General features: G+C 61.4%; 19 protein-coding genes, 1 tRNA gene, 1 pseudogene and 1 riboswitch. Of the genes and pseudogenes, 14 read left to right on the top strand and 7 right to left on the bottom strand.

Annotated elements, in window-relative coordinates; translation table 11 throughout:
- The 6 genes from V7R84_RS00060 to V7R84_RS15360 form a co-directional block, all read right to left on the bottom strand.
- Positions 1 to 1,149: an ISAs1 family transposase gene (locus V7R84_RS00060; protein ID WP_338567917.1), complete on the bottom strand. Its 1,149-nt coding sequence runs from the start codon at positions 1,147 to 1,149 to the stop codon at positions 1 to 3.
- A 108-nt stretch (positions 1,150 to 1,257) separates the two neighbouring features.
- Positions 1,258 to 1,740 carry a DUF4135 domain-containing protein gene (locus V7R84_RS00065; protein WP_338570751.1) on the bottom strand — a complete coding sequence of 161 codons (483 nt, stop codon included), beginning with the start codon at positions 1,738 to 1,740 and terminating at the stop codon, positions 1,258 to 1,260.
- Between the two features lie 209 nt (positions 1,741 to 1,949).
- Positions 1,950 to 4,154 (bottom strand): peptidase domain-containing ABC transporter, encoded by a 2,205-nt coding sequence (locus V7R84_RS00070; RefSeq protein ID WP_338570754.1) that lies wholly within the window; start codon positions 4,152 to 4,154, stop codon positions 1,950 to 1,952.
- Complete coding sequence (gene lanM, locus V7R84_RS00075) at positions 4,151 to 7,072, bottom strand: type 2 lanthipeptide synthetase LanM (protein WP_338570756.1); 2,922 nt, start codon at positions 7,070 to 7,072, stop codon at positions 4,151 to 4,153. The genes V7R84_RS00070 and lanM overlap by 4 nt, the downstream gene beginning before the upstream one ends.
- 15 nt (positions 7,073 to 7,087) lie before the next feature.
- Positions 7,088 to 7,252, bottom strand: a complete 165-nt coding sequence (locus V7R84_RS00080; RefSeq protein WP_338570758.1) for a class II lanthipeptide, LchA2/BrtA2 family — start codon at positions 7,250 to 7,252, stop codon at positions 7,088 to 7,090.
- Positions 7,253 to 7,307: 55 nt separating this feature from the next.
- Positions 7,308 to 7,481: a plantaricin C family lantibiotic gene (locus V7R84_RS15360; RefSeq protein WP_412728066.1), complete on the bottom strand. Its 174-nt coding sequence runs from the start codon at positions 7,479 to 7,481 to the stop codon at positions 7,308 to 7,310.
- 313 nt (positions 7,482 to 7,794) lie between these two features.
- Here V7R84_RS15360 and V7R84_RS00085 point away from each other — a divergent pair, with 313 nt between their 5' ends.
- From V7R84_RS00085 to V7R84_RS00095, 4 genes and pseudogenes are all read left to right on the top strand, one after another.
- Entirely contained in the window at positions 7,795 to 8,703 is a 909-nt protein-coding gene (locus V7R84_RS00085) for an ABC transporter ATP-binding protein (protein WP_338570761.1), read from the top strand.
- Positions 8,700 to 9,485 (top strand): ABC transporter permease, encoded by a 786-nt coding sequence (locus tag V7R84_RS00090; protein ID WP_338570763.1) that lies wholly within the window; start codon positions 8,700 to 8,702, stop codon positions 9,483 to 9,485. Before V7R84_RS00085 ends, V7R84_RS00090 begins: the two co-directional genes overlap by 4 nt.
- A gap of 36 nt (positions 9,486 to 9,521) precedes the next feature.
- Positions 9,522 to 9,671 (top strand): annotated as a pseudogene (locus V7R84_RS15365) (PIN domain-containing protein); the annotation flags it as partial.
- 31 nt (positions 9,672 to 9,702) lie between these two features.
- Complete coding sequence (locus V7R84_RS00095; RefSeq protein WP_338570766.1) at positions 9,703 to 9,924, top strand: type II toxin-antitoxin system VapC family toxin; 222 nt, start codon at positions 9,703 to 9,705, stop codon at positions 9,922 to 9,924.
- Positions 9,925 to 9,958: 34 nt separating this feature from the next.
- Here the strand turns inward: V7R84_RS00095 and V7R84_RS00100 are convergent, their stop codons facing one another.
- Complete coding sequence (locus tag V7R84_RS00100; protein WP_338570769.1) at positions 9,959 to 10,846, bottom strand: hypothetical protein; 888 nt, start codon at positions 10,844 to 10,846, stop codon at positions 9,959 to 9,961.
- 304 nt (positions 10,847 to 11,150) lie between these two features.
- Here V7R84_RS00100 and gyrB point away from each other — a divergent pair, with 304 nt between their 5' ends.
- The 10 genes from gyrB (at position 11,151) to V7R84_RS00145 (ending at position 22,838) form a co-directional block, all read left to right on the top strand.
- The gene (gyrB, locus tag V7R84_RS00105) at positions 11,151 to 13,175 is read left to right on the top strand and encodes a DNA topoisomerase (ATP-hydrolyzing) subunit B (RefSeq protein WP_412728067.1); all 2,025 of its coding nucleotides are present in this window, start codon (positions 11,151 to 11,153) and stop codon (positions 13,173 to 13,175) included.
- A 109-nt stretch (positions 13,176 to 13,284) separates the two neighbouring features.
- Positions 13,285 to 15,846, top strand: a complete 2,562-nt coding sequence (gyrA, locus tag V7R84_RS00110; protein ID WP_412728125.1) for a DNA gyrase subunit A — start codon at positions 13,285 to 13,287, stop codon at positions 15,844 to 15,846.
- Positions 15,839 to 16,810: a DUF3566 domain-containing protein gene (locus tag V7R84_RS00115; protein ID WP_338570774.1), complete on the top strand. Its 972-nt coding sequence runs from the start codon at positions 15,839 to 15,841 to the stop codon at positions 16,808 to 16,810. Before gyrA ends, V7R84_RS00115 begins: the two co-directional genes overlap by 8 nt.
- Positions 16,811 to 16,865: 55 nt before the next feature.
- A tRNA-Ile gene (locus tag V7R84_RS00120) sits at positions 16,866 to 16,939 on the top strand.
- Positions 16,940 to 17,260: 321 nt separating this feature from the next.
- A complete protein-coding gene (locus tag V7R84_RS15370) occupies positions 17,261 to 17,485 on the top strand; it encodes a DUF4190 domain-containing protein (RefSeq protein WP_412728068.1) in 225 nt (74 codons plus the stop codon).
- Between the two features lie 113 nt (positions 17,486 to 17,598).
- A riboswitch (cobalamin riboswitch) is annotated at positions 17,599 to 17,780 on the top strand.
- Between the two features lie 79 nt (positions 17,781 to 17,859).
- Positions 17,860 to 19,467 carry an ABC transporter substrate-binding protein gene (locus V7R84_RS00125; RefSeq protein ID WP_338570776.1) on the top strand — a complete coding sequence of 536 codons (1,608 nt, stop codon included), beginning with the start codon at positions 17,860 to 17,862 and terminating at the stop codon, positions 19,465 to 19,467.
- Between the two features lie 3 nt (positions 19,468 to 19,470).
- On the top strand, positions 19,471 to 20,406 hold the full coding sequence (locus V7R84_RS00130; RefSeq protein ID WP_338570777.1) for an ABC transporter permease: 936 nt from the start codon (positions 19,471 to 19,473) through the stop codon (positions 20,404 to 20,406).
- Positions 20,403 to 21,230: a nickel transporter permease gene (gene nikC, locus V7R84_RS00135; RefSeq protein WP_338570780.1), complete on the top strand. Its 828-nt coding sequence runs from the start codon at positions 20,403 to 20,405 to the stop codon at positions 21,228 to 21,230. The genes V7R84_RS00130 and nikC overlap by 4 nt, the downstream gene beginning before the upstream one ends.
- Complete coding sequence (locus tag V7R84_RS00140; RefSeq protein ID WP_338570782.1) at positions 21,217 to 22,029, top strand: ABC transporter ATP-binding protein; 813 nt, start codon at positions 21,217 to 21,219, stop codon at positions 22,027 to 22,029. Before nikC ends, V7R84_RS00140 begins: the two co-directional genes overlap by 14 nt.
- Entirely contained in the window at positions 22,026 to 22,838 is an 813-nt protein-coding gene (locus tag V7R84_RS00145) for a dipeptide/oligopeptide/nickel ABC transporter ATP-binding protein (protein WP_338570783.1), read from the top strand. Before V7R84_RS00140 ends, V7R84_RS00145 begins: the two co-directional genes overlap by 4 nt.
- Positions 22,839 to 22,859 lie beyond the last annotated feature (21 nt).

The raw sequence follows: 22,859 nt of genomic DNA on the forward strand, positions 1-22,859 counted from the left end.
TTAGGTGGTTGTTTGGGTGAGTAGCTTGATGGCGCGTTTTGGTTGTCGTGATAGGGACCTGGTGGTTGAGGCGATGGCGGCTTGGACGCCGTAGGCCAGTCGGATGAGGCTGATGGCCAGGTTGCGCAGGGCGGCCATGATCTCGGGGCCGTTAGCGGTGCGCAGCTGGTGGTGGTCCTCGTCGAAGACCATGTCTCTGACCCAGTGGAGCCGGTTCTCGATTCCCCAGTGCCCTTGGATCCAGGCGGTGACGGTCTCGGGCTGGGCATCAGTCATGGGTAGAGAGCAGACCAGGTAGACCACCTCCACAGTCGTCGTCTTGGCGCTACCGCTGCTGTTCTTGCCTGTGTTCCTGCGATTCTTGGTGGTTCGGGTGCGCCGGACCTGGATCACCTGAGCCGCCCCGGGGAAGTCCACCCAGGCGGGAGCCTCGACCGCTTTGACGGTACGCCGCACCCGCCGCCCACGCGAAGTGTCAACGCTTGAGATTGACGGAACGTTCTTCCAGGGCAGCTTCTTGAGCGTCCTACGTACACCGGGCTGGTTGTTCTTGACAGTGAGAAGATAGTGACCACCCTGATCGTGGATCCAGTGAGCGGTGTCTACCTGGGTGTGCATGGCGTCGGCGGTGACCACCGCCCCGTCCAGGTCCAACGGTTCGAGAAGCTCCCTGAGCGCCGGGATCTCGTTGGTCTTGTCCGCCACCCGCGCCTGGGTCAGGACCGTGCCGGTGGCGTGATCCAGGGCTGAGAGGAGATGAGGCGCCGGGTCCTTGCTGGTACGGGCCCCACGCATGGTCTTGCCGTCCACCGCGATCACCCTTCGACCGGCGACGGTGCCGGTACGTGTACAGAACCAGGACCTCAAATGGGTGTTGAGGTCTGCGGGGTCCAGGTCCTGGAGCACCCTGCGGATGGTGGACTCCGACGGCAGGGCCTGGCCCGCCTCCAGGTCGGTGGCGGTCAGATCGGTGGTGTGCTCCCATATCGCCGTCAGGCTGCGACACCCGGCCATCACTCCGGTCACGGCCAGTGACAGCACCGTGAACAGGCTGTGGCGTACTCCCCGCCGATCACGCGGGTCGTCCACGTTCTTAAGAACCTCGACCAGGGGCTGGCGTGACAGAACGGTCGTGGTGGAAGATGACATCAGCGCGGGCTCCCAGGACGAAAGGGATGACTAGACACCACTCATCGTCCCTACGGGGCCCGCGCCCCACCTCAACGACACGCCACCCCTGTCAACGCTCAGCCGCCCTCACCCACCCACTTTGCCGACCCCCTGGCGGTCAAGGGTGAGCGGTACAGGGGCTTTGTGACCTAGCAGGGGAAACCGGACTATTTCGGTGAAGATGTCTCGGATCATGACGTCGAGCGCGAGGGATCGTGGTTTGTAGATCACTCGAGGCACACCGTCAAATTCAAGAGCCAGCACAACCTTCGACCCGTTATGTGGGTCGGAGTCGAGAGGAATGATGCTGGTCAGTGTGGTGTGATTGGCGATGAGGCTAGAGCTCATGAGATCTCGAACATCGGCGCTGAAGTGCCGGGCAACCTCCAGCAAGAAGCTCAGAGTGTTACGGACGCACGTCGAGATCATCTGTTTCCAGAGGCCGTAGCGCTCGAACCATGTAGTGATCACCTGCTCGTCGAGGGTTTCGCGGAAGGCATCAAAAGCTTCGGAGGAGTTTGGATCAACAGGCAGACCGATCGATCGCCGGTATGCGTGGAACTCGTACACGAAAAGGCGGTGGCTCTGGTGCCACGTATGGCGATGAATCAAAGCCCGAAGCGCTGTTCTGAAGGCATCGTGGTGAATGTTGACCGAATCCTGTTCATCGAGAGCAGCGTGGATTGCTGTCAAGGTTTCGTTGATTTCGGTTGAGAATAGGGAGCAAACTGCGCGAGTCACCTTCTCAGATGCTTTATACATTATGATACTCCTTCACATTAAGCAGGGAGGGCGGAGATGGGCCAGTTTGCTGCTCGTCGTGGCAGGGGCATAGGGACCTCTCCCTCCAACTCCGCGTGGAAAAGCTCCGAATAGGGACCGGGAACACTGACCAGTTCATTGTGGGTACCGATTTGGATGACTTTCCCATCCTTGAGAACGGCAATCCGATCGGCGTTGAGAACTGTTGCGAAACGATGAGCAATCACGATCTTGGTGCAGTCGAGTGCTTCTAGTTGTTCGTAAACCTGACGCTGGCTGACGTTGTCCAAGGAGGACGTGGCTTCATCCATGATGAGTAGCTTGGGGTTCTGAAGCAGCACTCGGGCGACTTGGATTCGCTGACGCTGCCCACCGGAAAGGTTGGCTCCAAGTTGGGATACTACCGTGTGATATCCCATGGGGAACTCGTCGATGAAATCGAGGAAGCTGAGTTTCCGGCAGAACTCGATGATCTCGTCCTCAGAGCGGTCGCACCCGAGTTGCAGATTCTCGAGAATCGAGCGATTGTGAAGATGGGATTCCTGAGGAATGTAGCTGATCGATGATCGAAGATGATCGAGGTCGTATGCGCTAAGGTCAAGACCATCAAACTGGATGGTGCCCGATGTGGGTTCGAAAAGACTGGCCATCACTTTTCCCAAGGTGGTCTTGCCTGATCCTGATTTGCCGACGAGCGCCAGTGTCTCGCCGGGCTGTACCCCAAGAGTGACGCCAGTCACAGCCGGCTCAACCTCGGAGGAGTACTTGAACTCGACGTTGACCATGGTGATCTGGCCACCGCTCAGCGCGTGACGAGTTGAGCCCGGTTGTTCCGTTGGATATTCGAAGATGTCCTCCGCGAGTTGTACGTAGCGTTCGGCAACCTGAACTTGATTCCAGGTCGAGAAGACCGATCGCGCATAGGAGAACAACAGCGATGCCACCGACTGGACAGCCACCGCATCCCCTACCGTCAGGTGACCTCGCATGGCCAGATCGACGCTGACCACGAGCAGAACGATCGGTGCAAAGACTTGGGTGGCAGCCAGGAGGGAACCGATGAGTCCGTCCTGCAACCGGATGCGCCGGACCATGGCGTCGAGCAGGCGTTTGAAACTTCCCTGCCAGTCCTTGAGGTATGTCCCCACGTATCCCCCGAGCTTCACGCTGTTGATCGAGACTACAGCGTCTAACTGAATGCTCTGGGCGGAGGTTCCCTCGTGCAACTCAGCATCGGTGACCGCGCTGATTCTGGGCTGGCTCCAGCCAAGGAAAAAGAACACCATCAGCAAGAGGGCTGAAGCGACAATTCCCAATAGTGGAGAGAGGAAATAGATGTATGCGAGCACGGCGATCGCGCTCAACATCTCAAGAGCCCCTTGAATAAGTGTAGATCCCAAGAGATCCTGGATGCGGTTGAGGGAATTGAGACGGTAGACAATCTCCCCGGGGGCCCGAACGTTGAAGTACCGGGTCGGGAGGCTGAGCAGCCGTTCAAATGCCTTGCTTGACAGGTGCCAGGCGAAACGGCACACCAGCTGAGCAGCGACCACGGTCCGCAGGTAAGAGACCCCGGCCATGATCAGGGCTCCGATTCCCAGGGCTATCAGCACCCAGGCGAGTGTGATTTGCCCTTGGAAGCCGTGATCTATGAGGTACTTCGTGGCCCAAGGGGCTGCCAGCGTGAGGAGAACCAGTACGACGCTCGTGAATCCAACTTTGGCGTAGACCCCTCCGATGCTCTCAGGCCACAGGTACTCTTTCGTCCAGCGCTTGCTCCAAGAGTGCTTGGACGGGACAAACTCGTTTGTTGGACGAGCGGTGACGATGTAGCCCGAGAAATCTTTGTCGAGATCTGCACGCGAAATGGTGAGTCGACCAACGGATGGGTCCATGAGAACAGCAGAGTTTCGCTCAACGGATTCGATGCAGACAAAATGACTACCCTTCCAGAAGGCAATGACGGGCATGTTGATACCTTCAAGGGCCTTGGTGTTCGAGACCCGGTAAACATTTGCATCCATGCCAAAGAAAATCAGCAGTCGTTTCAGCTGTTGGATTCCGAGTCCATCGCGGCCGGGTTCCTTGACCTGTCTCAGCTCCGTGAGGCTCATGTTCAGCCCATGCGCTGCCAATAGAGTGCGGACGCAGCAGAGACCGCATTCAGCCTGTGCCACTTGGAGAGTGGGTTCAAGCTTGAGGTGTCTGGAAAAAAGTCTCATGGCTGGTCTCCGAATCGGAGGCTGCTCGGCGAGGGGACGAGTCCTGGCTCGAGCCGGTGACTGAGCTGCAGTGCGGCACCTGCCCTACCGGACATGAGCCCGGGGCTCAGGGCATAGCGACCTTGTTCGGTTCTGAAGTACTCGGCGATCTGGCTAGGAGAGCACCACGTCTCCTCCAGGCCGCTTCTCAGGGGCGTTGCCTCGGGAAAAACTGGTTCCAGATCTCGCAGGACTTGGGCGCTGCCCAGTGCTCCGTGGCAGAGGACCGGTGGGGCACCTATCTCGACAATCTCAAGCTGGTGGATGAGATCCACCACTCGCTCGCGTTCAATGAGCCCCGCCTCGTGAGCTTGACCGAAGGCGACCAGCAGCCCTGCGATCCCATTGCACCAGGAATCGGATTGTTTGTCAGCGAAGTCCCGGTACAGCTGCGTGGGGCCGTTGCCCGTTCGGTACTCGGACTCAATCAGCTGCACGAGCTCGCCGACGAGGTTCCGGCTGGAGGTATTGCCGTGAATGGCGTCGATCGAACTGAAAAACCAGATGATTTGCCCGATACCATGGGCCAAGCCAGATGGCAGGTTCGGACCTTCCGAGAGGATCCGGCTGCGAGCAGCTGCGACCCACCTCTCCACGATGTCGGGAGTTACGGGCAGTTTTCCGGTGCTGCGCAACCTCATGACCAGTGAAGCACTGTCCCCGCTGATCATGTCGAACGAAGTCGGCAGCAGGTGAAGCATCTTCTCTGGTAGAAGTTCCCAGGAACTCTTGGCCTGTCGGATCCACTCCTGGTTCCCGGCAACCCTGCCGCTGGCGTGCATCGCCCACAGAAGCCCAGAGACACCCGAGAAAGCACCGGTTCCCGAGGCCAGGACGCTGCGGAGTTCGTATGTGGCATCCCCAAAGATTTCAGCAGCCCGATCGAACACGGACTTGGCGCAGGCCGCGGCTTTGCGATCTCCCAAGATCTCTCCGGCTATCGCCAGGGCCATCGCCGGTCCCACTCGACCTGCATAGAGGTCGTAGCCCAGAACGCCTGGGGACCACTGTCCACTTCCGAACCGAGCAACAGGGCCTATCCATGTTCGTGGGAGATGATCGTATCTGTCATCCTTGATGCGCTCGGACAGTGTATTCACCAACTCGCGCAGGGACGCGGCGACCGCATCGCGGCTTGAATCACGACAGACCGTCTGCGACCGCTCTGCCCCATCGTCGCTCGTGAGAGCGAAACGGTTGTTCGCATGGGGGTCAGTCAGTTTTGCTACGAAAGCGAGCCGAATCAGGCGCGCCTGGAAAGCCATGTCTTCTTCGCCAAGCCGAGTCATCTTCTCCAGGAAGGCTTGACGTGGGCTTGTGGCCAACGTTGCGATCTTCTGATTCCGGTGGTAAACACCGTTGTGCTCGAACTGGGTGTTGAAGTAAGGTACATCGCCCTGCCAGAGCTGCTCACACTCAGCTTCGACGATCGCAGGGTCACTGGAGACGCTGAGGATGACTGCTCTCGAGAGCAAACCTTTGGCAACAGTCAAGCTACGCGAGGCCTCGGGGCCAGTGAGAGTGCGCAGCAGTTGGATGTATTTGACTGTCGGGTTGTGGATGTAGCGCAGTTCAGCTCCCTCGAAGGATGTGAGAACCAATGCGATGAAATCGTCTCGGTGTTCTATGATCCTGCGGTAGGTATCGAGAAATCCGGTCTCTACCTGCTTGCAGGCTTGATTAACGAAGGCCCGGGCAGCTGCGTCGTCCACCGGGCTTGGTGGTTCCTGGGCGGGCTCCCAGACGACCCGGATTTCGGAGGAGAAGGGATTGAGGACTTTGTAGTCACGGAATGGACTGCTTCCGTATTGCTCGCCTGAGCCGGCAAACCCAACATCAATGCTTCCCGTGTTTTTCTGCGACGAGATGATCATGGGTAGGACGCCAGTCCCGTAAACTGAGCGGTGCAGGGCGTTGTAGGCGCTGGAGGAGGACTCAGTCTTCCCCACCCTTACACGGGTCGGATGGAAGAGGGATTCCAGGTCGATGCAGACCGCCCCTCTATCGGTCCACATGATGTTGGTGTAGTGCATGTCGATGGCGTCCAGCATGTACATGAGACAAGCCAGTCGTCCGACCTGATGAAGGTCCGGTTCTTGGCTGACCTGCGTCAGGTATGCGGTGAACCCACACTTTCCCAGGTCCAAGACCCGGAGGCTGGGAAGATCCTGTCCAAGTATTCTGCTCAGCCCGCAAACGAGCTGGGCGAATCCGGCCTCTCCGGAGACTGCACGGGGCTTGAAAACGACTTTGCTTCTGTCCTCGAACTCAATCAGTGCCACTGCCCTGCCATTGTTGTGAGTGTCTCCCGTGGAATCGATCGCTCTAATTCGTGCATCGAGAGGGATTCCGAAGATCTTTGCCAACTCCGCCCGGTGTTCGGTAACGATTGTGACAACTTCGATGATGGCGCGAGCCCGGTGACGCAGGAGCTCTGTCGTCCGACTCCAAATGATCGGATACTGGTTGGAGAAATCAACGAATTCATTCGTGAGGGTGAACTGCTCGTAGTCGATGTACTGTTCTCTCGGGTCTTCGCGGCGTCCCGGATGTCGCTTGACATCTTCTGCGAAGCTTCTCACCATATTCTGTGCTGCCAGCTGTGCAAGCTCGTCACAGCTGGAAGCACAGAAGTTTAGTGGACTTTCAAGGAAGGGTTCCAGAGACGGATCCCAGGTTTCCTTCCACAGTTCGGTTGCGATCGCCTTGCACAGAAGGTGGAATGGGTACTCCTCCCTCGTGAGGGAGACTTCGTGACATGTGAGTGGAACTGGAGTGAAAAATGAATATTCATTCATGCACTCAAGAAGCGGGGTGACATGTTTCTCAAAGTCATCTTTCGTCAGTTCGGGATACATCCCCTTCTCGAAGGTGATCATTGTCTACCACCTAAGTCAGCACTGCCTAGTGCAGGCGGTAGTGGGGCAGGTGTTGCTGGAGATGTATGCCGTGACTATTGAGAGAATGGCGGGAGTACCGCCACCATCGACGTCTTCCTCCGAGAGGGAAATCATGTCCGACTCGAGGTACTGACCGAGCTCCAGATTTTCTTCCTTCATTTTCTTTCCTTAGGGGTTAGGTTTATTCATTCTGGGAATGAGAGGGTGAGGCTCACTAGCACCATTTAATGCACTCCTTAGTGATGGTGCACCAATCCCCATTGTTTCCCCAGCGATCACTGAGAGAGAACGTATTGGTCGTGCATGCCCCAAAAACATCGGTGTCGAATTCCTGTTCAGCGACTTCTTGCATCCAGGTGACGTCCTGGAAATCGTTCGTGTTCTGCATTTTTCACCTCCTCCGCTGCGATAGCTAGAACTTTATGTAGAGGTCTTGGGTGAGCACAACCATCCGTCTCCCTAAGTTGATGAAATGGACTTCAGGTATCCAGTAAATTTGATCGATGAGCATGGTCAGAGCAATGTTTACTGGTGCTTGACCCACGTGATGGTTGGTTGGTCTAACCCTTCCGAATGGAGTGTCATGCCTGTCGCTGTGGCACAGGCGAACCGGACTGCATCAACTTTGGGGGATGCAGACAATGCAATTCCTGTATGACGTGCCATAGTGGTTGGAAGTGTTTACTGGATTGGGAGCAGACATGAAGAAGGTCATCGTCGCTGACAACGTGACTCGCACCTACGGTAAGTTCACGGCCGTGAACGGGGTGTCGTTTCATGTCGCACAAGGTGAGCTGGTCGCGTTGCTGGGATCGAACGGTGCCGGCAAGACCTCGTTGCTGGAGGTGCTCCAGGGGAGTACGCGTTCCAATGGTGGTTGCGTCCAGGTCTTCGGGCTCGATCCCATCGCGGATCGAGCCGTCATTCGTCAACGCTCGGGCATCATGCTTCAGGAAGCGGGATTCGCCAAGGACCTCACCGTGCGGGAGACCCTGGTCATGTGGGCCGGAACCCTGACAGCTCCCCGTCCCGTGGAGGAGTCCCTGGCTATGTGCAGCCTTGAGAATCGCGCCAACATCCGGGTGGGAAGCCTCTCCGGAGGGGAACGTCGCCGCCTGGACCTGGCGATGGCCACCCTTGGGCGTCCTGAATTGCTGTTCATGGATGAGCCCACCACCGGGCTCGATCCTGCGGTTCGCCAGCACACATGGGAATTGGTCAGGCGCATGCTCAATGAGGGATCGACCGTGTTGCTCACCACCCATTACATGGAGGAGGCCGAGGAACTCGCGGACCGCATCCTCATCATGGACAAGGGACGCATCCTGACCGAGGGCTCGGTCGCTGACATCGTGTCTCGGCATCCCTGTGAAATCACCTTCACGGACGTCGAGGTCAGCGATGTCGAGTTCGAAAGGCTGTCGCACGTGGTGTGTCCGGTCAGCCATGATCGGGGAATCACCCGCGTGCTGAGCACCGACCTCCACGACACGCTTCGTGAGCTGCTGGCTCTGGCTGACAGTCGCAACATTCACCTGGATGGACTCAATGCCCGGGCGGCGTCCTTGGAATCAGCCTTCCTTCGCATCACATCGAGGAGCCATTCATGATCGCAACATTTTTCCGTCGCACATGGGCCATTTCCAAGGCCGAGACGAGCCTCTATATGCGGAATCGCTCCATTGCGCTCACCGCGCTCCTGTTCACTCCCGTACTGGTGCTTGTCAACAGCCCCGTGATCCTGCGGGAGGAGGGCAATGTCTCCATACCCACAATGGTCCTTCAGCTGGTGGTGAACACGAGTCTGCTGCTGGTCGTGTATTTCAACTTGACGGCCATTTTCGTGGCACGTCGAGAGGACGGTGTCTTCCAGCGTATGGACACCGGAGAAGCAACCCGGTGGGAAACCGTGGTGGCCACCACCGTGCCCAGCGCTGCTGTGTTGTTGCTCCAAGTGCTCTGTGGGCTGCTTCTGGCCGGTCTGATTGCGAGGGCATGGCCTGTCGCGAATCCTCTGCTCCTGATGCTGGCCCTGCTGTTGTCCCTCGCCCTGTTTGCGGCGTGTGCCGCGTTCACGTCGTCGTTCTGCCGAACCGTCGAATCGGCTCAATACGGGGCGCTGCCCGGGTTTTTGTTCTTCTACCTTCTCTCGGGCCTCATTATTCCGCTTCAGTTGTTTCCTGAACCGGTACCGACCATATCCAGGTGGAGCCCATTGATCGCCGTCAATCATCTCTTGACCCTCAGCTCGGGGACGGACCCGCTGACCAACCAGAGCACCACTTTCCTCCAGTCGTGGATCCACGCCGGGCAGCCTCTGGCCGCATTGACGGTGTGGCTGGTGTTGTTTGCTTACCTGGCGCGGCGTCACATGCGCTTCAACCGTCGCTGAGCACCGGGTCGAGAGCGGAAAGGACGGACTGCCACGATGATTGTGGACTCGTCGGTGCTGATCGCCTTGATCCTGCAGGAACCGGGGCACCAGAAGGTCGGTCGTGTCCTGAGAGTTGAGGACACACTCCACATGTCCACCGCCACATGGGTTGCGTTGGGGGTGGTTGCTGATCGTCGGCTGTCCGAGGTGAATCAGCACAGACTTGATGCCATGATTGACGGTCTGGGCATCGTTCTTGTTCCTCTCTCCGTGGGCCCAGGCCCGGCGTGCGCGGCAGGCGCACCAGCGTTACGGTCCCGGTTCTGGGTCGGCAGCGCGATTGAACATGGGCGACTGTTTCTCCTACGCTCTGGCCATCGAACTCGACGAGCCATTGTTGTTCGTCGGCGATGGCTTCACCCACACCGATGTGCAACGGGCGAACCTCGACGATTGAGCCGACGTCGGTGTGAAGCGCCACTTCTCGTGAATCACGCGGGCTTGCGCACGCCCTTGATGACAGCGATCACCAGGCCGACGACCGCCAGACTCAGGTAGCCGTACCAGAGCGGATCGAGCGAGGACGCCAGCGACGTGGTCAGGTGGTTCGCGATTCGGTTCTCCAGGGCCCAGATCAGCTGGTTGCCCAGGTTCGGGACGGTGATCATCCCGCTCACGCTGCGTGTCGCTACGACGGCGAGTACCCCGAGCAGGGAGAACACCGTCAGCAGCACCCAGCGACCAATCCTCGTTCCGAGCAACAATCCCCCGACCAGCAACAACCCGGCAGCCACGTGGAACAGCCACCAGTACGAGGCCAGGGCCAGGATCTGGCTGGCCTGGTCGGCCTGCTGCGCCGGGATGTCGGCCACCTTGGCCTGGACTCCGGTCGGCACCTCGATCCTGTCCATGATCCCGGAGACGTTGGAACCAGCGGTTGAGCGGATGGTCTGCCACACCCTGGAGATGAGTGGATCGAGATTGATCGTGACTGACGGTGGGGTCTTGGTTCTGCCCGAACCGTAGTCCGTGAGGTCCTTGAGCAGAGTCTCGCGGGTGTCGTTCAGCGTCGATTCCCATGCCGACTGGACCTCGGTGTTCGACATGGCGGCATTGACCCCGGCGTCGATGGTGTTCTTCAGGGTCGCGCGAAGACCCGGAATCTTGTCCACCGAGTCCGGGAATCGCTGCTCGATCGAGCTGCGGATCATGTCGGTGGCGGTTCCCCTGACGGTCTCGTCCCTGGCGATCTCCTGAACCAGGCGCCGAGTCGAATCCGGCGAACCGGCGGTGCGGTCGGCCCATTGCAGAACCGAACCGACAAGCACACACAAGGTGGCGATCAGCAGCAGGACGGCTGCGAAGAAATTGCGGATCATCGGTGCTCCTCAGGTCGACGGGGCGCACACCAATGCTAGGTCCTGTTCCGGAGGTGATGTCCGGATGCGGCACATCGGATCGGGTGCTCGGTGCGCATGATCCCGGCAAACGCCTCACGAGCTCTGGACGCCCCTGGGGCTGTATCCCGAGTCGTGCTCACCCCTGGCGGAAGGTCAGAGAGTGGATTCTGGCCGGATGGCAGGGTGTTTAGGGGATGCGGCGTACCAATTTCGAGGTAGAATTTCCAAGGTTGTACACGCCGTCGGTTCACCCGGCGGCTGTTTCATGGAATGGGAGCACCGCGTGACACAAGAGCAGGCCAGCGAGTTGGAACCCCGGGACGCGGTGGCACAATCCGGCAGCACGCACACCGACGCGGCCTACGACGCGGAACAGATCTCGGTGCTGGAGGGCCTGGAGGCTGTTCGCAAACGTCCTGGCATGTACATCGGGTCCACCGGTGAACGTGGCCTGCACCACCTGGTCTACGAGATCGTGGACAACGCCGTCGACGAGTCCCTGGCCGGCTACTGCGACCAGATCGACATCGCCCTGCTTGACAACGGTGGCGTGCGCGTCGCCGACAACGGTCGTGGCATTCCCGTCAAGGAACACCCCGTCGAGAAGATCCCGACGGTGACCCTGGTACTCACCGTCCTCCACGCCGGCGGCAAGTTCGGCGACGGCGGCTACAAGGTTTCCGGCGGTCTGCATGGTGTCGGTTCATCGGTGGTCAACGCGCTGTCGCAGGAATTCACCGTCGAGGTCTCCCGCGACGGTCACCGCTACGTGCAGACCTTCGACCTGGGTGTGCCCCGCTACGACCTCAAGGAACTGGGGGAAACCGAGGACACCGGCACCACCGTCACCTTCTACCCCAGCCCGGAGATCTTCGAGACCACCGTCTTCAACTACGAGACCCTCGCCACGCGGTTCCGCGAGATGGCATTCCTCAACAAGGGGCTCAGGATCACCCTCACCGACCTGCGCACCGTCAACCGGGAGGGCGAGGATGCCGAGGAGGAGCAGCGCCACGACTCGTTCCGTTTCGAGCACGGCCTGATCGACTACGTGCGCTACCTGTCGCAGTCGAAGGATCCCATCCACCCCAGCGTCATCGACGTTGAATCCCACGACGAAGCCCAGGGCATGAGCCTGGAGATCGCGATGCAGTGGAACGCCTCCTACGCCAGCTCGGTGCACACCTTCGCCAACACCATCAACACCCACGAGGGCGGCACCCACGAGGAGGGGTTCCGCGCGGCCCTGACCAACACCGTCAACCGCTGGGGCGAGACCTGGGGTCTGGTGAAGAAGAAGGAAGACCGGGTTTCCGGCGACGACATCCGCGAGGGCCTGACCGCCATCATCTCCATCAAGCTCGCCGAGCCCCAGTTCGAGGGCCAGACCAAGACCAAGCTCGGCAACACCGAGGCCAAGTCATTCGTGCAGAAGGTCCTCAACGACCGGTTGGGAGACTGGTTCGAACGCAACCCCGCCGAGGGCAAGGACATCATCCGCAAGTCGCAGGCGGCCGCGCTCGCCCGGATCGCCGCCCGCAAGGCCCGCGACATGGCCCGCAACCGCAAGGGTCTCCTCGGCGGCGGTGGCCTGCCCGGCAAGCTCGTCGACTGCCAGTCCCGCAATCCCGGCGATTGCGAGGTCTTCATCGTCGAGGGTGACTCCGCGGGCGGTTCGGCACGCGGCGGGCGCGACCCGAAGACGCAGGCCATCCTCCCGATCCGCGGCAAGATTCTCAATGTCGAGAAGGCTCGCCTGGACAAGATCCTGGCCAACAAGGAGGTCGAGGCTATCATCAACGCCCTCGGCACCGGCATCCAGGAGGACTTCGACCTCGACAAGCTGCGCTACCACAAGATCGTGCTGATGGCCGATGCGGACGTCGACGGCGCCCACATCCGCACCCTCCTGCTGACGCTGCTGTTCCGGTTCATGCGTCCCCTCATCGACGCCGGCCACGTCTACCTGGCCCAGCCTCCGCTGTTCCGGCTGCGCTGGACCAACGCCCCTCACGAACTGGCCTACAACGATGAGGAACGCGACGCGATGCGCGACGCCGGGCTGGCCGCGGGCAAGAAACTGCCTAACGTCAACCCGATCCAGCGCTACAAGGGGCTCGGTGAGATGAACGCGGAAGATCTGTGGGAGACCACCATGGACCCGGCCAAGCGCATCCTGCTGCAGGTCAACCTGCAGGACGCGGCCATGGCCGACCAGATGTTCTCCGTCCTGATGGGTGAGGACGTCGAGCAGCGGCGCAGCTTCATCCAGCACAACGCCCGCGACGTTCGGTTCCTGGACGTCTGATCCCCGCGACCGGAAGGCAAGGAGTTGGTTACCCGTGGCTGACGAGACCGAGCGCCCCGAGGGCGTCGACGAACAGCTCGAGGCCGAGGCGCAGGGCCTCGAACAGAAGATGCAGGGGCACACCACCCCCGTCGATCTCCAGGTAGAGATCCAGAAGTCCTATCTCGACTACGCCATGTCCGTGATCGTGGGGCGCGCCCTCCCGGACGTGCGCGACGGTCTCAAACCCGTGCACCGCCGCGTCCTGTACGCGATGTGGGACGGCGGATACCGGCCCGACCGGGGCTGGAACAAGTGTTCCCGCGTGGTCGGCGACGTCATGGGCCTCTACCACCCCCACGGCGACAGTGCCATCTACGACGCCCTGGTGCGCCTGGCGCAGCCGTGGGCGATGCGGCATCCCCTCGTCGCAGGGCAGGGCAACTTCGGTTCCCAAGGCAACGACAAGGCAGCCGCCATGCGCTACACCGAGTGCAAGATGGCGCCGCTGGCTGTCGAGATGGTCCGCGACATCGAACAAGACACCGTCGACTTCAAACCCAACTACGACAACCGCGACTCCGAGCCGACGGTGCTTCCGGCGCGGTTCCCGAACCTCCTCGTGAACGGATCCACGGGCATCGCGGTGGGCATGGCCACCAACATCCCCACCCACAACCTGCGCGAGGTCAACGACGCCGTCCAGTGGGCACTGACCCACCCCGACGCCACCAGGGAGGAACTCCTCGAGGCCGCGATGGCCCGCATCCAGGGTCCCGATTTCCCCGGCGGCGGTTTGATCGTCGGGCGGCGCGGCATCGAGGACGCCTACCGCACGGGACGTGGATCGGTGATCATGCGGGCCGTCATGGAGCTGGAGGAGGACTCCTCCGGACGCCAGCGCATCGCGATCACGCAGCTGCCCTACATGTGCAACCCCGACAACCTGGCGACCAAGATCGCGGAACTGGTGAACTCGGGGCGCCTCACCGGCATCTCGGACATCCGCGACGACACCTCCGCCCGCACCGGCCTGCGGCTGGTGATCGTGCTGAAACGCGATGCCCAGCCGCGGGTCGTGATGAACAACCTGTACAAGCACACCGCGCTGCAGGACACCTTCGGCTGCAACATGCTGGCGCTCGTCGACGACGTGCCCCGCACCCTGCGGCTCGACCAGTTCATCGCGCAGTGGATCAAACATCAGATCGAGGTCATTCGCCGCCGCACCGCCTTCCAGCTCGCCGACGCCGAGAAACGCGCCCACCTGGATCGCGGCCTGGTCAAGGCCCTCAACATGCTCGACGAGGTCATCGCGCTGATCCGGGCCTCCCGCACCGCCGAGGAGGCCTCGCAGGGCCTCCAGAAGCTCCTCGACATCGACGAACTCCAGGCCCGTTTCATCCTCGACCAGCAGCTGCGGCGACTCGCGTCGATGGAGATCCAGCGGATCATCGACCGGCTGGCCGAGATCGAACGGCTCATCGCCGACCTCAAGGACATCCTCGCCTCCGAGGCCCGGCAGCGTGCCATCATCGGCGCCGAACTGCAGGAGATCACCGACAAGTACGGCGACGAACGGCGCACCCGCATCGTCGCGGCCGACGGCGACTTCTCCGAAGAGGATTTCATCGCCGACGAGGACGTCGTGGTCACCATCACCCACGGCGGCTACGCCAAACGCACCCGCGCCGACCAGTACCGGGTGCAGAAACGCGGCGGTAGGGGGGTCCGTGGCGCCACCCTGCGAGCTGATGACGAGGTGGCGCACCTGTTCAAGGCCACCAACCACGAGTGGCTGCTGTTCTTCACCAACCTGGGTCGGGTGTACCGGGCGAAGGTGTGGCAACTTCCCGAGGCCGGTCGGGACGCGAAGGGCGGGCACGTCGCCGGGCTGCTCAGTTTCCTGCCGGATGAGCACATCGCGCAAGTGTTGACGCTGCGGTCCTACGACGACGCCCCCTACCTGTTGCTGGCCACCCGCAGGGGTTTCGTCAAGAAGACCGCGCTCAGCTCCTACGACTCGCCACGACAGGCGGGCCTGATCGCCATCAATTTCCGCGAGGAGGGCGACGAGCTGATCGGGGCGTCGCTGTGCTCCTCCATCGACGATGTGCTGCTGATCTCCCGGAAGGGCCAGGCCATTCGCTTCCAGGCTTCCGACGACCAGCTGCGCCCCATGGGTCGCGTGACCTCCGGGGTGACCGGGATGCGGTTCCGGGACGGCGACGAGCTGCTGTCCATGGCGGTGCTGGGCGGTGACGACGATCTCGATGGCCGGTTCGTGTTCACCGTCACCGACGGGGGTTTCGCGAAGCGCACCGCTGTCGGCGAGTACCGTCAGCAGGGCCGCGGTGGCCTCGGCATCAAGGCCATGCGTCTGTCCGACGACCGCGGATCTCTGGTCGGTGGATTGATCGTGGGTGATGGCGATGAGGTGATCTCGATCAAACAATCGGGCCAGGTCGTCCGTTCGGCTGTCGCCGATGTTCCCGTCAAAGGACGCGACACCATGGGGGTCAAATTCGTCGGTGTCAAGGGCGACGACGCCGTCGCGGCGATCGCCCTATACCCCGAGGCCGCGGCTGAGCTGCCTGATACGAGTGCGGAAACGACTGGGGAACCGGGTACGGTGAACCAGACAGCAGTCGAGATGGCCGAGGAGGCCGAGGAGGTAAGCGGCGATGAGTGACAAGTCTCCCCATTGGCCCGGAGCGGATGGGAAGCCGGGCGTGAGTTTCGGCCCCAAGTCACTGCCGGAGAACGAGGACGAGAAAACCGACGATGGCCCGGATGAGGCCAAGAAGGCCGAGAAGGCCACGAAGAAGTCCGCGACCCCGCGTCTCGATGCTGCCATCTCCCGCGAAAAAGCGACTGAGAAGACAGCGCAGAGCCCCACTGTGAAGGATCGTCCGAGTCAGGAGCTCGCAATTCCTGGCCAGAGCGTCAAACAGGTGAGCAAAGCCGGTGGAAAAGCAGGACAGGGCGGCAAGAACCAAGCTGGACCCAAGGGCGCCCCCCAGGCGCTTCCGGAAGCGGGACAGGCTGGCAAACCTGCCCAGAGGACCCCTCGGCCAATGCCGCACCAGGCCAGGGCTGCCCTACCCGGCTCCCAAACTGGGAGATCAGCATCGCAGGGCGGCGTGGGTGCGAGTGCGGGTGCTGCTGCCGCATCGGCCAAGGCCGCTCCCTGGTCCGCCGCCCCCGCGGCTGCCGCATCGAGTAACTCGACCACCAGGGACAAGTCACACAAACCCGAGGGAAGGCTGTCGAAGGTCGGCGAGGCGCGTCGTACCCGCAAGGCCAGGCTGCGCATCTCCCGCGTAGATCCCTGGTCGGTGATGAAGACCACGTTCCTGTTCTCCATCGCCTTCGGGATCATGCTCGTGGTCATCGTCGCCGTCCTGTGGGGTGTCGTGGCAGGTTCCGGCGCGCTCCAGTCCATCAACTCGACCATGACTCAGCTGATCGGTGACTCCGGTACCAAGTTCAACATCGAGGACTACATCAACGCCGGACGGGTCATCGGGCTCTCCGCGGTCCTGGCGGCGTTGAACGTCGTCCTCATCACTGCTGTCTCGACGTTGTTCGCCTTCCTGTACAACCTGGCGGCGGCCGTCATCGGTGGTCTTGAGGTCACTCTCGCGGAGGACTGAAAACCAACTTGTCAGGTCAACGACGGGTGTTGTAAAGTTCAGCGTCGTTGACAACGGGCCTATAGCTCAGGCGGTTAGAGCGCATCCCTGATAAGGATGAGGTCGCTGGTTCAAGTCCAGCTAGGCCCACACCGTGCCGGAACCCCCGGGTGGTGGAAGTCATGGGTATCTTGTAGGTCTTCCGAGCAAATCGTCGCCGAAGCTGTCGCGATAGCCTGAATTTGGTCCAACATTCCATGAGCCGTGCCTTTGTTACCCTTTTTTAAGAGCGCTTCACGGCGAAGCGACCAAGGACATTCGACCTGAAGGAATCCCATGCACTGCAAGGAATGTGACGGATACATCTCATCGAGCAGTAGGTTTTGCTCCGAGTGCGGGAGCACTACGCCCGGGGGATCAAATGACAATAACAGCAACCTTTACCCGACCCAGCAAGCAGGGACCGACTCGATGTGCGTGGGTAGCGCCATCGCAGGGGTTATCGCCTTATTGTTTCCGTTGTTTGGTATCACTGGTGTCATCGCGATCGTGTGCGGGGCCAAAGGCAGGTCGAACACAGATGAAACTGGCATGGGCGGTCGCGGTCTCGCGACCCTCGGCATGGTTCTGGGAACTTTGTCAATTGTGTTCGTGGTGATCGTATTCGCCGGCGCGAGCATGAGCTTGAGGAGATGAGGGACGTTTCCGCTCGACCTGAGGTGTGAGCGGATCGTGCGTCACAGGGGACGTCACGCGGAAGAATCGATATCGATTCTCGTTACAGTGGAGATTAAGAGTCACACCATGTTACGCTCTGCCTGCGAGCTGGTGGGGAGTGATCCCACTCACCACGGAACCCGGTGAGACTCCGGGACTGACGCGCAGCGGTGAAGGTGACGAGGCCGGCAACATGCCACTGGGAGAAATCCTGGGAAGGTGTCGGCGGAGGATGATCCTGAGTCCGAAGACAGCCAGTTCGCGACGTCGACGGGCTTCGCGGTTAGGCTTCGGAGCGGCGATGTCCCGGGTGCGCCCAGCGCGTCTCGCGGAATCATCGTGATGGAGCAGTCGTGGCAGCACCGTCGGACAACCTGGGCACCACCAACGCCGCTACCCGACGAAAGGCTGCACCCGACATGCTCACACGCCCCGCCACGTGGCTGGCCGCGGCTCTGACCGCCGTCACCCTGCTGTTCAGCGCCTGTGGTCTTCCCTCGAACCAGGCATCGACGGAGGGCAAAACCCTGAAGCTCATCACCGTCCTCGCCGCCGAGAGCACCGACGCCCATCAGAACCAGACCGCCTTCATCTTCAGCTCCGGAACGGTCGAGACCCTCGTGGGTGTCGATCCCCAGACCCTGCAGATCCGCCCCTGGCTGGCCGAGAAGTGGGAAAGCGCCGATGCCCAGAACTGGACCTTCACCCTCCGCAAGGGGGTCAAGTTCCACAACGGCACCGAGATGACCGCCGAGAAGGTCAAGGCCAGCCTTGAAAACTCGATAAAGGTCAACCCCGGCATCAAGAAGGCGCTGCGGATCCAGTCCATTGAGGCGACGGATCAGTACACGTTGAAGATCGTCACTGAAACCGTCTACCCGGCCCTGCCGTCCAGCCTGGTGCACTACAACGCAGTGATCGTCGACATCTCCGCCGCGGACTCCAATTTCCCCATCGGGACGGGCGCGTTCAAGTTCGAGAGCTTCGACATCAACGGTGAGGCCGTGCTGGTGCGCAACGACGACTACTACGACGGCAAGGCGAAGCTCGACCGCGTCGTCATGACCGCCAACAAAGATGCCAACGGTCGCAGGTCGGCCCTCCAGGCCGGAGATGCCGACGTCATCTATCGCCCCTCTTTGGACTCCCTGAGCACTCTCCAGGGCGACTCCACGCTTCAGGTCGACAGCAGGCCCGGCACCCGCGTCTACCACATGCTCTACAACTACTCCGGTTCCAATGCCGCGCTCTGGGGCAACGAGGAGTTCCGCAAGGGCATCGACGCGCTGATGGATCGTGAATCCATCGTCAAGGATGTCATGGGTGGTCAGGCCGAGGTGGCTTACGACGTCTTCCCTGGTGACTACCCGATCTCCCCGAATGTGGCGGCCCATCCGTTCAGCACCGAGGAGGCCCTCAAGCACTTCGAGGCGGCCGGCCTCCAGGTCAGCGACGGCAAGGTGACCCGGGACGGTCAGCCGCTCACCCTCAAGCTCGTCACCTACGAAGCCCGCCCCGAACTGCCGAAGATCGCGCAGGTCGTCCAGGATCAGGCCCGCAAGGTCGGCATCGACATGCAGATCACTAAGGCCGACAACATCGACGAATACCTCCCGCAGAACGACTGGGACCTCACAACCTACTCGCTGCTGACCATCACCCGTGGCGATGGGTCCTTCTTCCTCAACAGCTCGTTCGGTGAGGGGGCGGCCCAGAACCACGGCAAACTCAACGATCCCGAGCTGCTGGCCAAGCTGGAGAAGTACAACACCGAGGTCGACACCACCGCTCGCACCACGCTGGCTAAGGAGATCGCCCAGTACATCGACACCAAGTACTACAACTCCTACATCACTGCTCCCTACGAGACCAGCGCCAGCAAGAAGACCGTGACCGGCTGGGTGACCCCCGGCAATGAGTTCGAGTTCCAGATGATCACCAAGGACCTGGACATCTCCTGAGCCATGAAGAAATGGTTGATCAGACTGGTCGAGGTCGCGGTCTTCGTCCTGCTGCTGACGGTGGTCAGTTTCCTGGTGGTGAAGCTGGCGCCCGGCGACGAGACCCGCTCGCTGCTGCGGATGGACACCATCGAAGTCACCCAAAGTGACATCGAAGCCCTCCGGAAGGAACGCGGCCTGGACGCCCCCATCTGGGAGCAGTACTCCGCCTACCTGATGAACCTGCTGAGGCTGAACTTCGGCACCTCCTCGATGACCGGGAAACCGGTCATCGAGGGGATCGCCAACGCCTTCCCCAGCACGCTCATCCTGGCCGGGTGGTCCCTGGTGGCCGCCTTCATCATCGCCGGTCTGTTGGGCACCCTGGCGGCCCGCCACGTCGGGAAATGGCCGGACCGCCTGGCCCAGGGAATCACCCTGATCTCTTCCTCCATGCCCACATTCTGGCTGGGTCTGCTGTTGCTGAACGTGTTTGCGATCGGCCTCAAGCTGCTGCCCTCCCAGGCGACGCGACCCGGCGGCCTGGTGATGCCCATCGTCTGCATGACCATCGCCATCGTGCCGCCCTACGTGAAGGTGTTTCGCAACAGCCTCGTCGAGGCGCAGGAGGCAGATTTCGTCCGCGCATCGCGGTCGCGCGGGCTGCCCGAGTCGACGGTCTTCGGCAAGCATGTGCTGCGGGCCAGTCTCATTCCCCTGGTCACCATCATGGGCATGAGTTTCGGGAGTCTCCTCGGGGGCACTGTGGTGGTGGAGAAGATTTTTGCCATCCCGGGCATCGGCATGCTGGTGCTCGACTCCCTGACCAAACGTGACTACCCCACGATCCAGGCCTTCATCCTGCTGATCGGCATCGTGGTCTTCCTCATCAACGGGCTGGTGGACCTGTCCTACCGCTGGCTGGATCCCGCCATCGCGCTCAAGGGGAAGAAGGCATGAGCACTGGAAAACGAATCGTCATGATCGCGGTCGCGGTGTTCCTGGGACTGCTGATCATCGGCCCCTGGATCGCGCCGCAGGATCCCAACCTCACCGCGACAGCCGACAAGCTCCAAGGACCGAGCACCGCCCACTGGCTCGGGACCGACGACCTGGGCCGCGACGTGTTCTCTCGCATCCTGACCGGCGGTCTCACCACGGTGGGACTCAGCGCGATGGCGCTGGGGCTCTCCATCCTGATCGGGGTTCCGCTGGGTCTGCTGTCCGGCTACCTGGGCGGACGGACCGACTGGGCCCTGATGCGGGTCGTCGACATTTTCCTGGCGTTGCCGGAGTACATCGTCGCCATGATTATCGCCGGCTTGATGGGTCAGGGATTCGGGAACCTGCTGCTGGCCATCCTCATCATCAAGTGGGTGGGCTACACCCGTCTGGCCAGGAGCGTCGTCATGCAGGAGAAGGCGAAGGACTACCTGATGGTCTCCATCATCAGCGGGGCCTCCACCTTCTCGATCATGCGCCGTCACCTGCTGCCGCACATCGTCGGCCCGGTCATGGCTCTGGCGACGGTTGACATCGGCAAGGTGATCCTGCTCGTGGCATCGCTGTCCTACCTGGGGTTGGGTGTGCAGCTTCCCTCCGCCGAGTGGGGTGCCATGCTCAACGAGGCCCAGATGTTCTTCACCCAGGCCCCACACCTCATGGTGGCGCCCGGCCTGGCGATCTTCCTGGTGGTGTGCGCCGCGAACTGGCTCGGCGACCAGTTGCAGAGCCTCTACGCCATCTCCGGGGAACGGAAGGAGGAGACCGGTGTCGCTGCTTAGGATCGACGACCTGCGCGTCACGACCCGCACCAGGGAGCTGGTGCACGGCATCGACCTGCGCATCGAAACCGGTGAGTGGCTGGCCGTCGTCGGGGAGAGCGGGTCGGGCAAGTCCCTGACGGCCTTCTCCATCGCCGACCTGCTGCCGCGCGGGCTGAGACGTCACGCCAAGGCCATGCGCTTTAGCGACAAGGACCTGCTGAGCCTCTCGAAAGAGGAGATGCGACAGCTGCGCGGCAACGACATCGCCTATGTCTTCCAGGACTATCAGGCGGCGTTCTCGCCGTACTACCGGATCGGGCGGCAGCTCGACGAGGTGATGCGCAGCCACACCGACTGGGATGCGAAGCGTCGGGGGAAACGGGCCGCTGAGGTCCTCGAACAATTACAGCTCCCTGCCGAACTGCTGAAGCGCTACCCGTTCCAGGTCAGCGGCGGGCAGCTGCAGCGTGCCGCCCTCGCGGCTGCGATCCTGCTGAAACCCAAGCTGATCATCGCCGACGAACCCACCACGGCCCTCGACGCGGTCAACGCGTCGCTGGTGCTCGACCAGATCGCGGAGATCCAGAAACAGGAGGGCTGCGCGGTGCTGTTCATCACCCACAACCTGCGGGTGCTGAGCCGGTTCGCCGACCGGATGGTCATCATGCAGGATGGCGAAATCAAGGAACGGGGAGCCACGAAGGAGATCTTCGAATCCCCGAAGGAGCAGATCACCCGCAACCTGATCGCCGCCATCCCACCGCTGCGCAACATCCCGTCCCGGCTCCCCGTCTTCGCGGAAGGAGCCAGCTCATGAGCGAATCGGTCGAGGAGATCCGCGAGTCCGCAGGAAAGACCGGAACCCCCGTCCTGGAGGTCGAGGACCTGCACAAGACCTATCCCGGCGGCACCCACGCCGTCAAAGGGGTGTCATTCACGATCAACAAGGGCGAATGCCTCGGGGTCGTCGGGGAGAGCGGATCGGGCAAATCGACGCTAGCCAAATGCCTGCTGACCCTGGAACCGGCCTCCGCAGGTCGGGCGATGCTGGAGGGAGAACCGCTCCTCCAGCGTCGCGGCAAGGAGCTGCGTGACATCCGTCGCCGCCTCCAGGTGGTGTTCCAGAACCCGGCGAGCTCGTTCAACTCGCGACTGACGATGTACGACTCCCTCATGGAGCCACTGCGCACCCGGGGATTCGTCTCACCGAGTTTCGTGCAGCCGGGGACGCAACGGAAGGTCGCCGAACAGCTCGTCGACCTGGTGCGTCTGCCCGTCTCCTGCCTGGATCGCAAACCGCACGAACTCAGCGGGGGCGAGAAACAGCGGGTGGCAATCGCACGTGCCATCAGCGTGGAGCCGACTCTCCTGATCTTCGACGAACCCACGGCTAGCCTCGACGTCTCCATTCAGGCCCGGGTGCTGAACCTGCTGCAGGAGCTGAAGGAGGAACTCGGCCTGTCGTCGATGTTCATCTCCCACGACCTCAGCGCGGTGCAGTTCATGAGCGAACGTTCCATCGTGCTGCGCGGCGGGAAGATCGTCGACCGGTTCGGTCGCGATGAACTCTTCGAGGACGAACGCGATCAGTACACTAAGGACCTCATCAAGCTCTTCGAGGGCTGAGACGATCACGGCTGGTTGGGG

The sequence above is a fragment of the Arachnia propionica genome (assembly GCF_037055325.1).
Taxonomy (GTDB): Bacteria; Actinomycetota; Actinomycetes; order Propionibacteriales; family Propionibacteriaceae; genus Arachnia.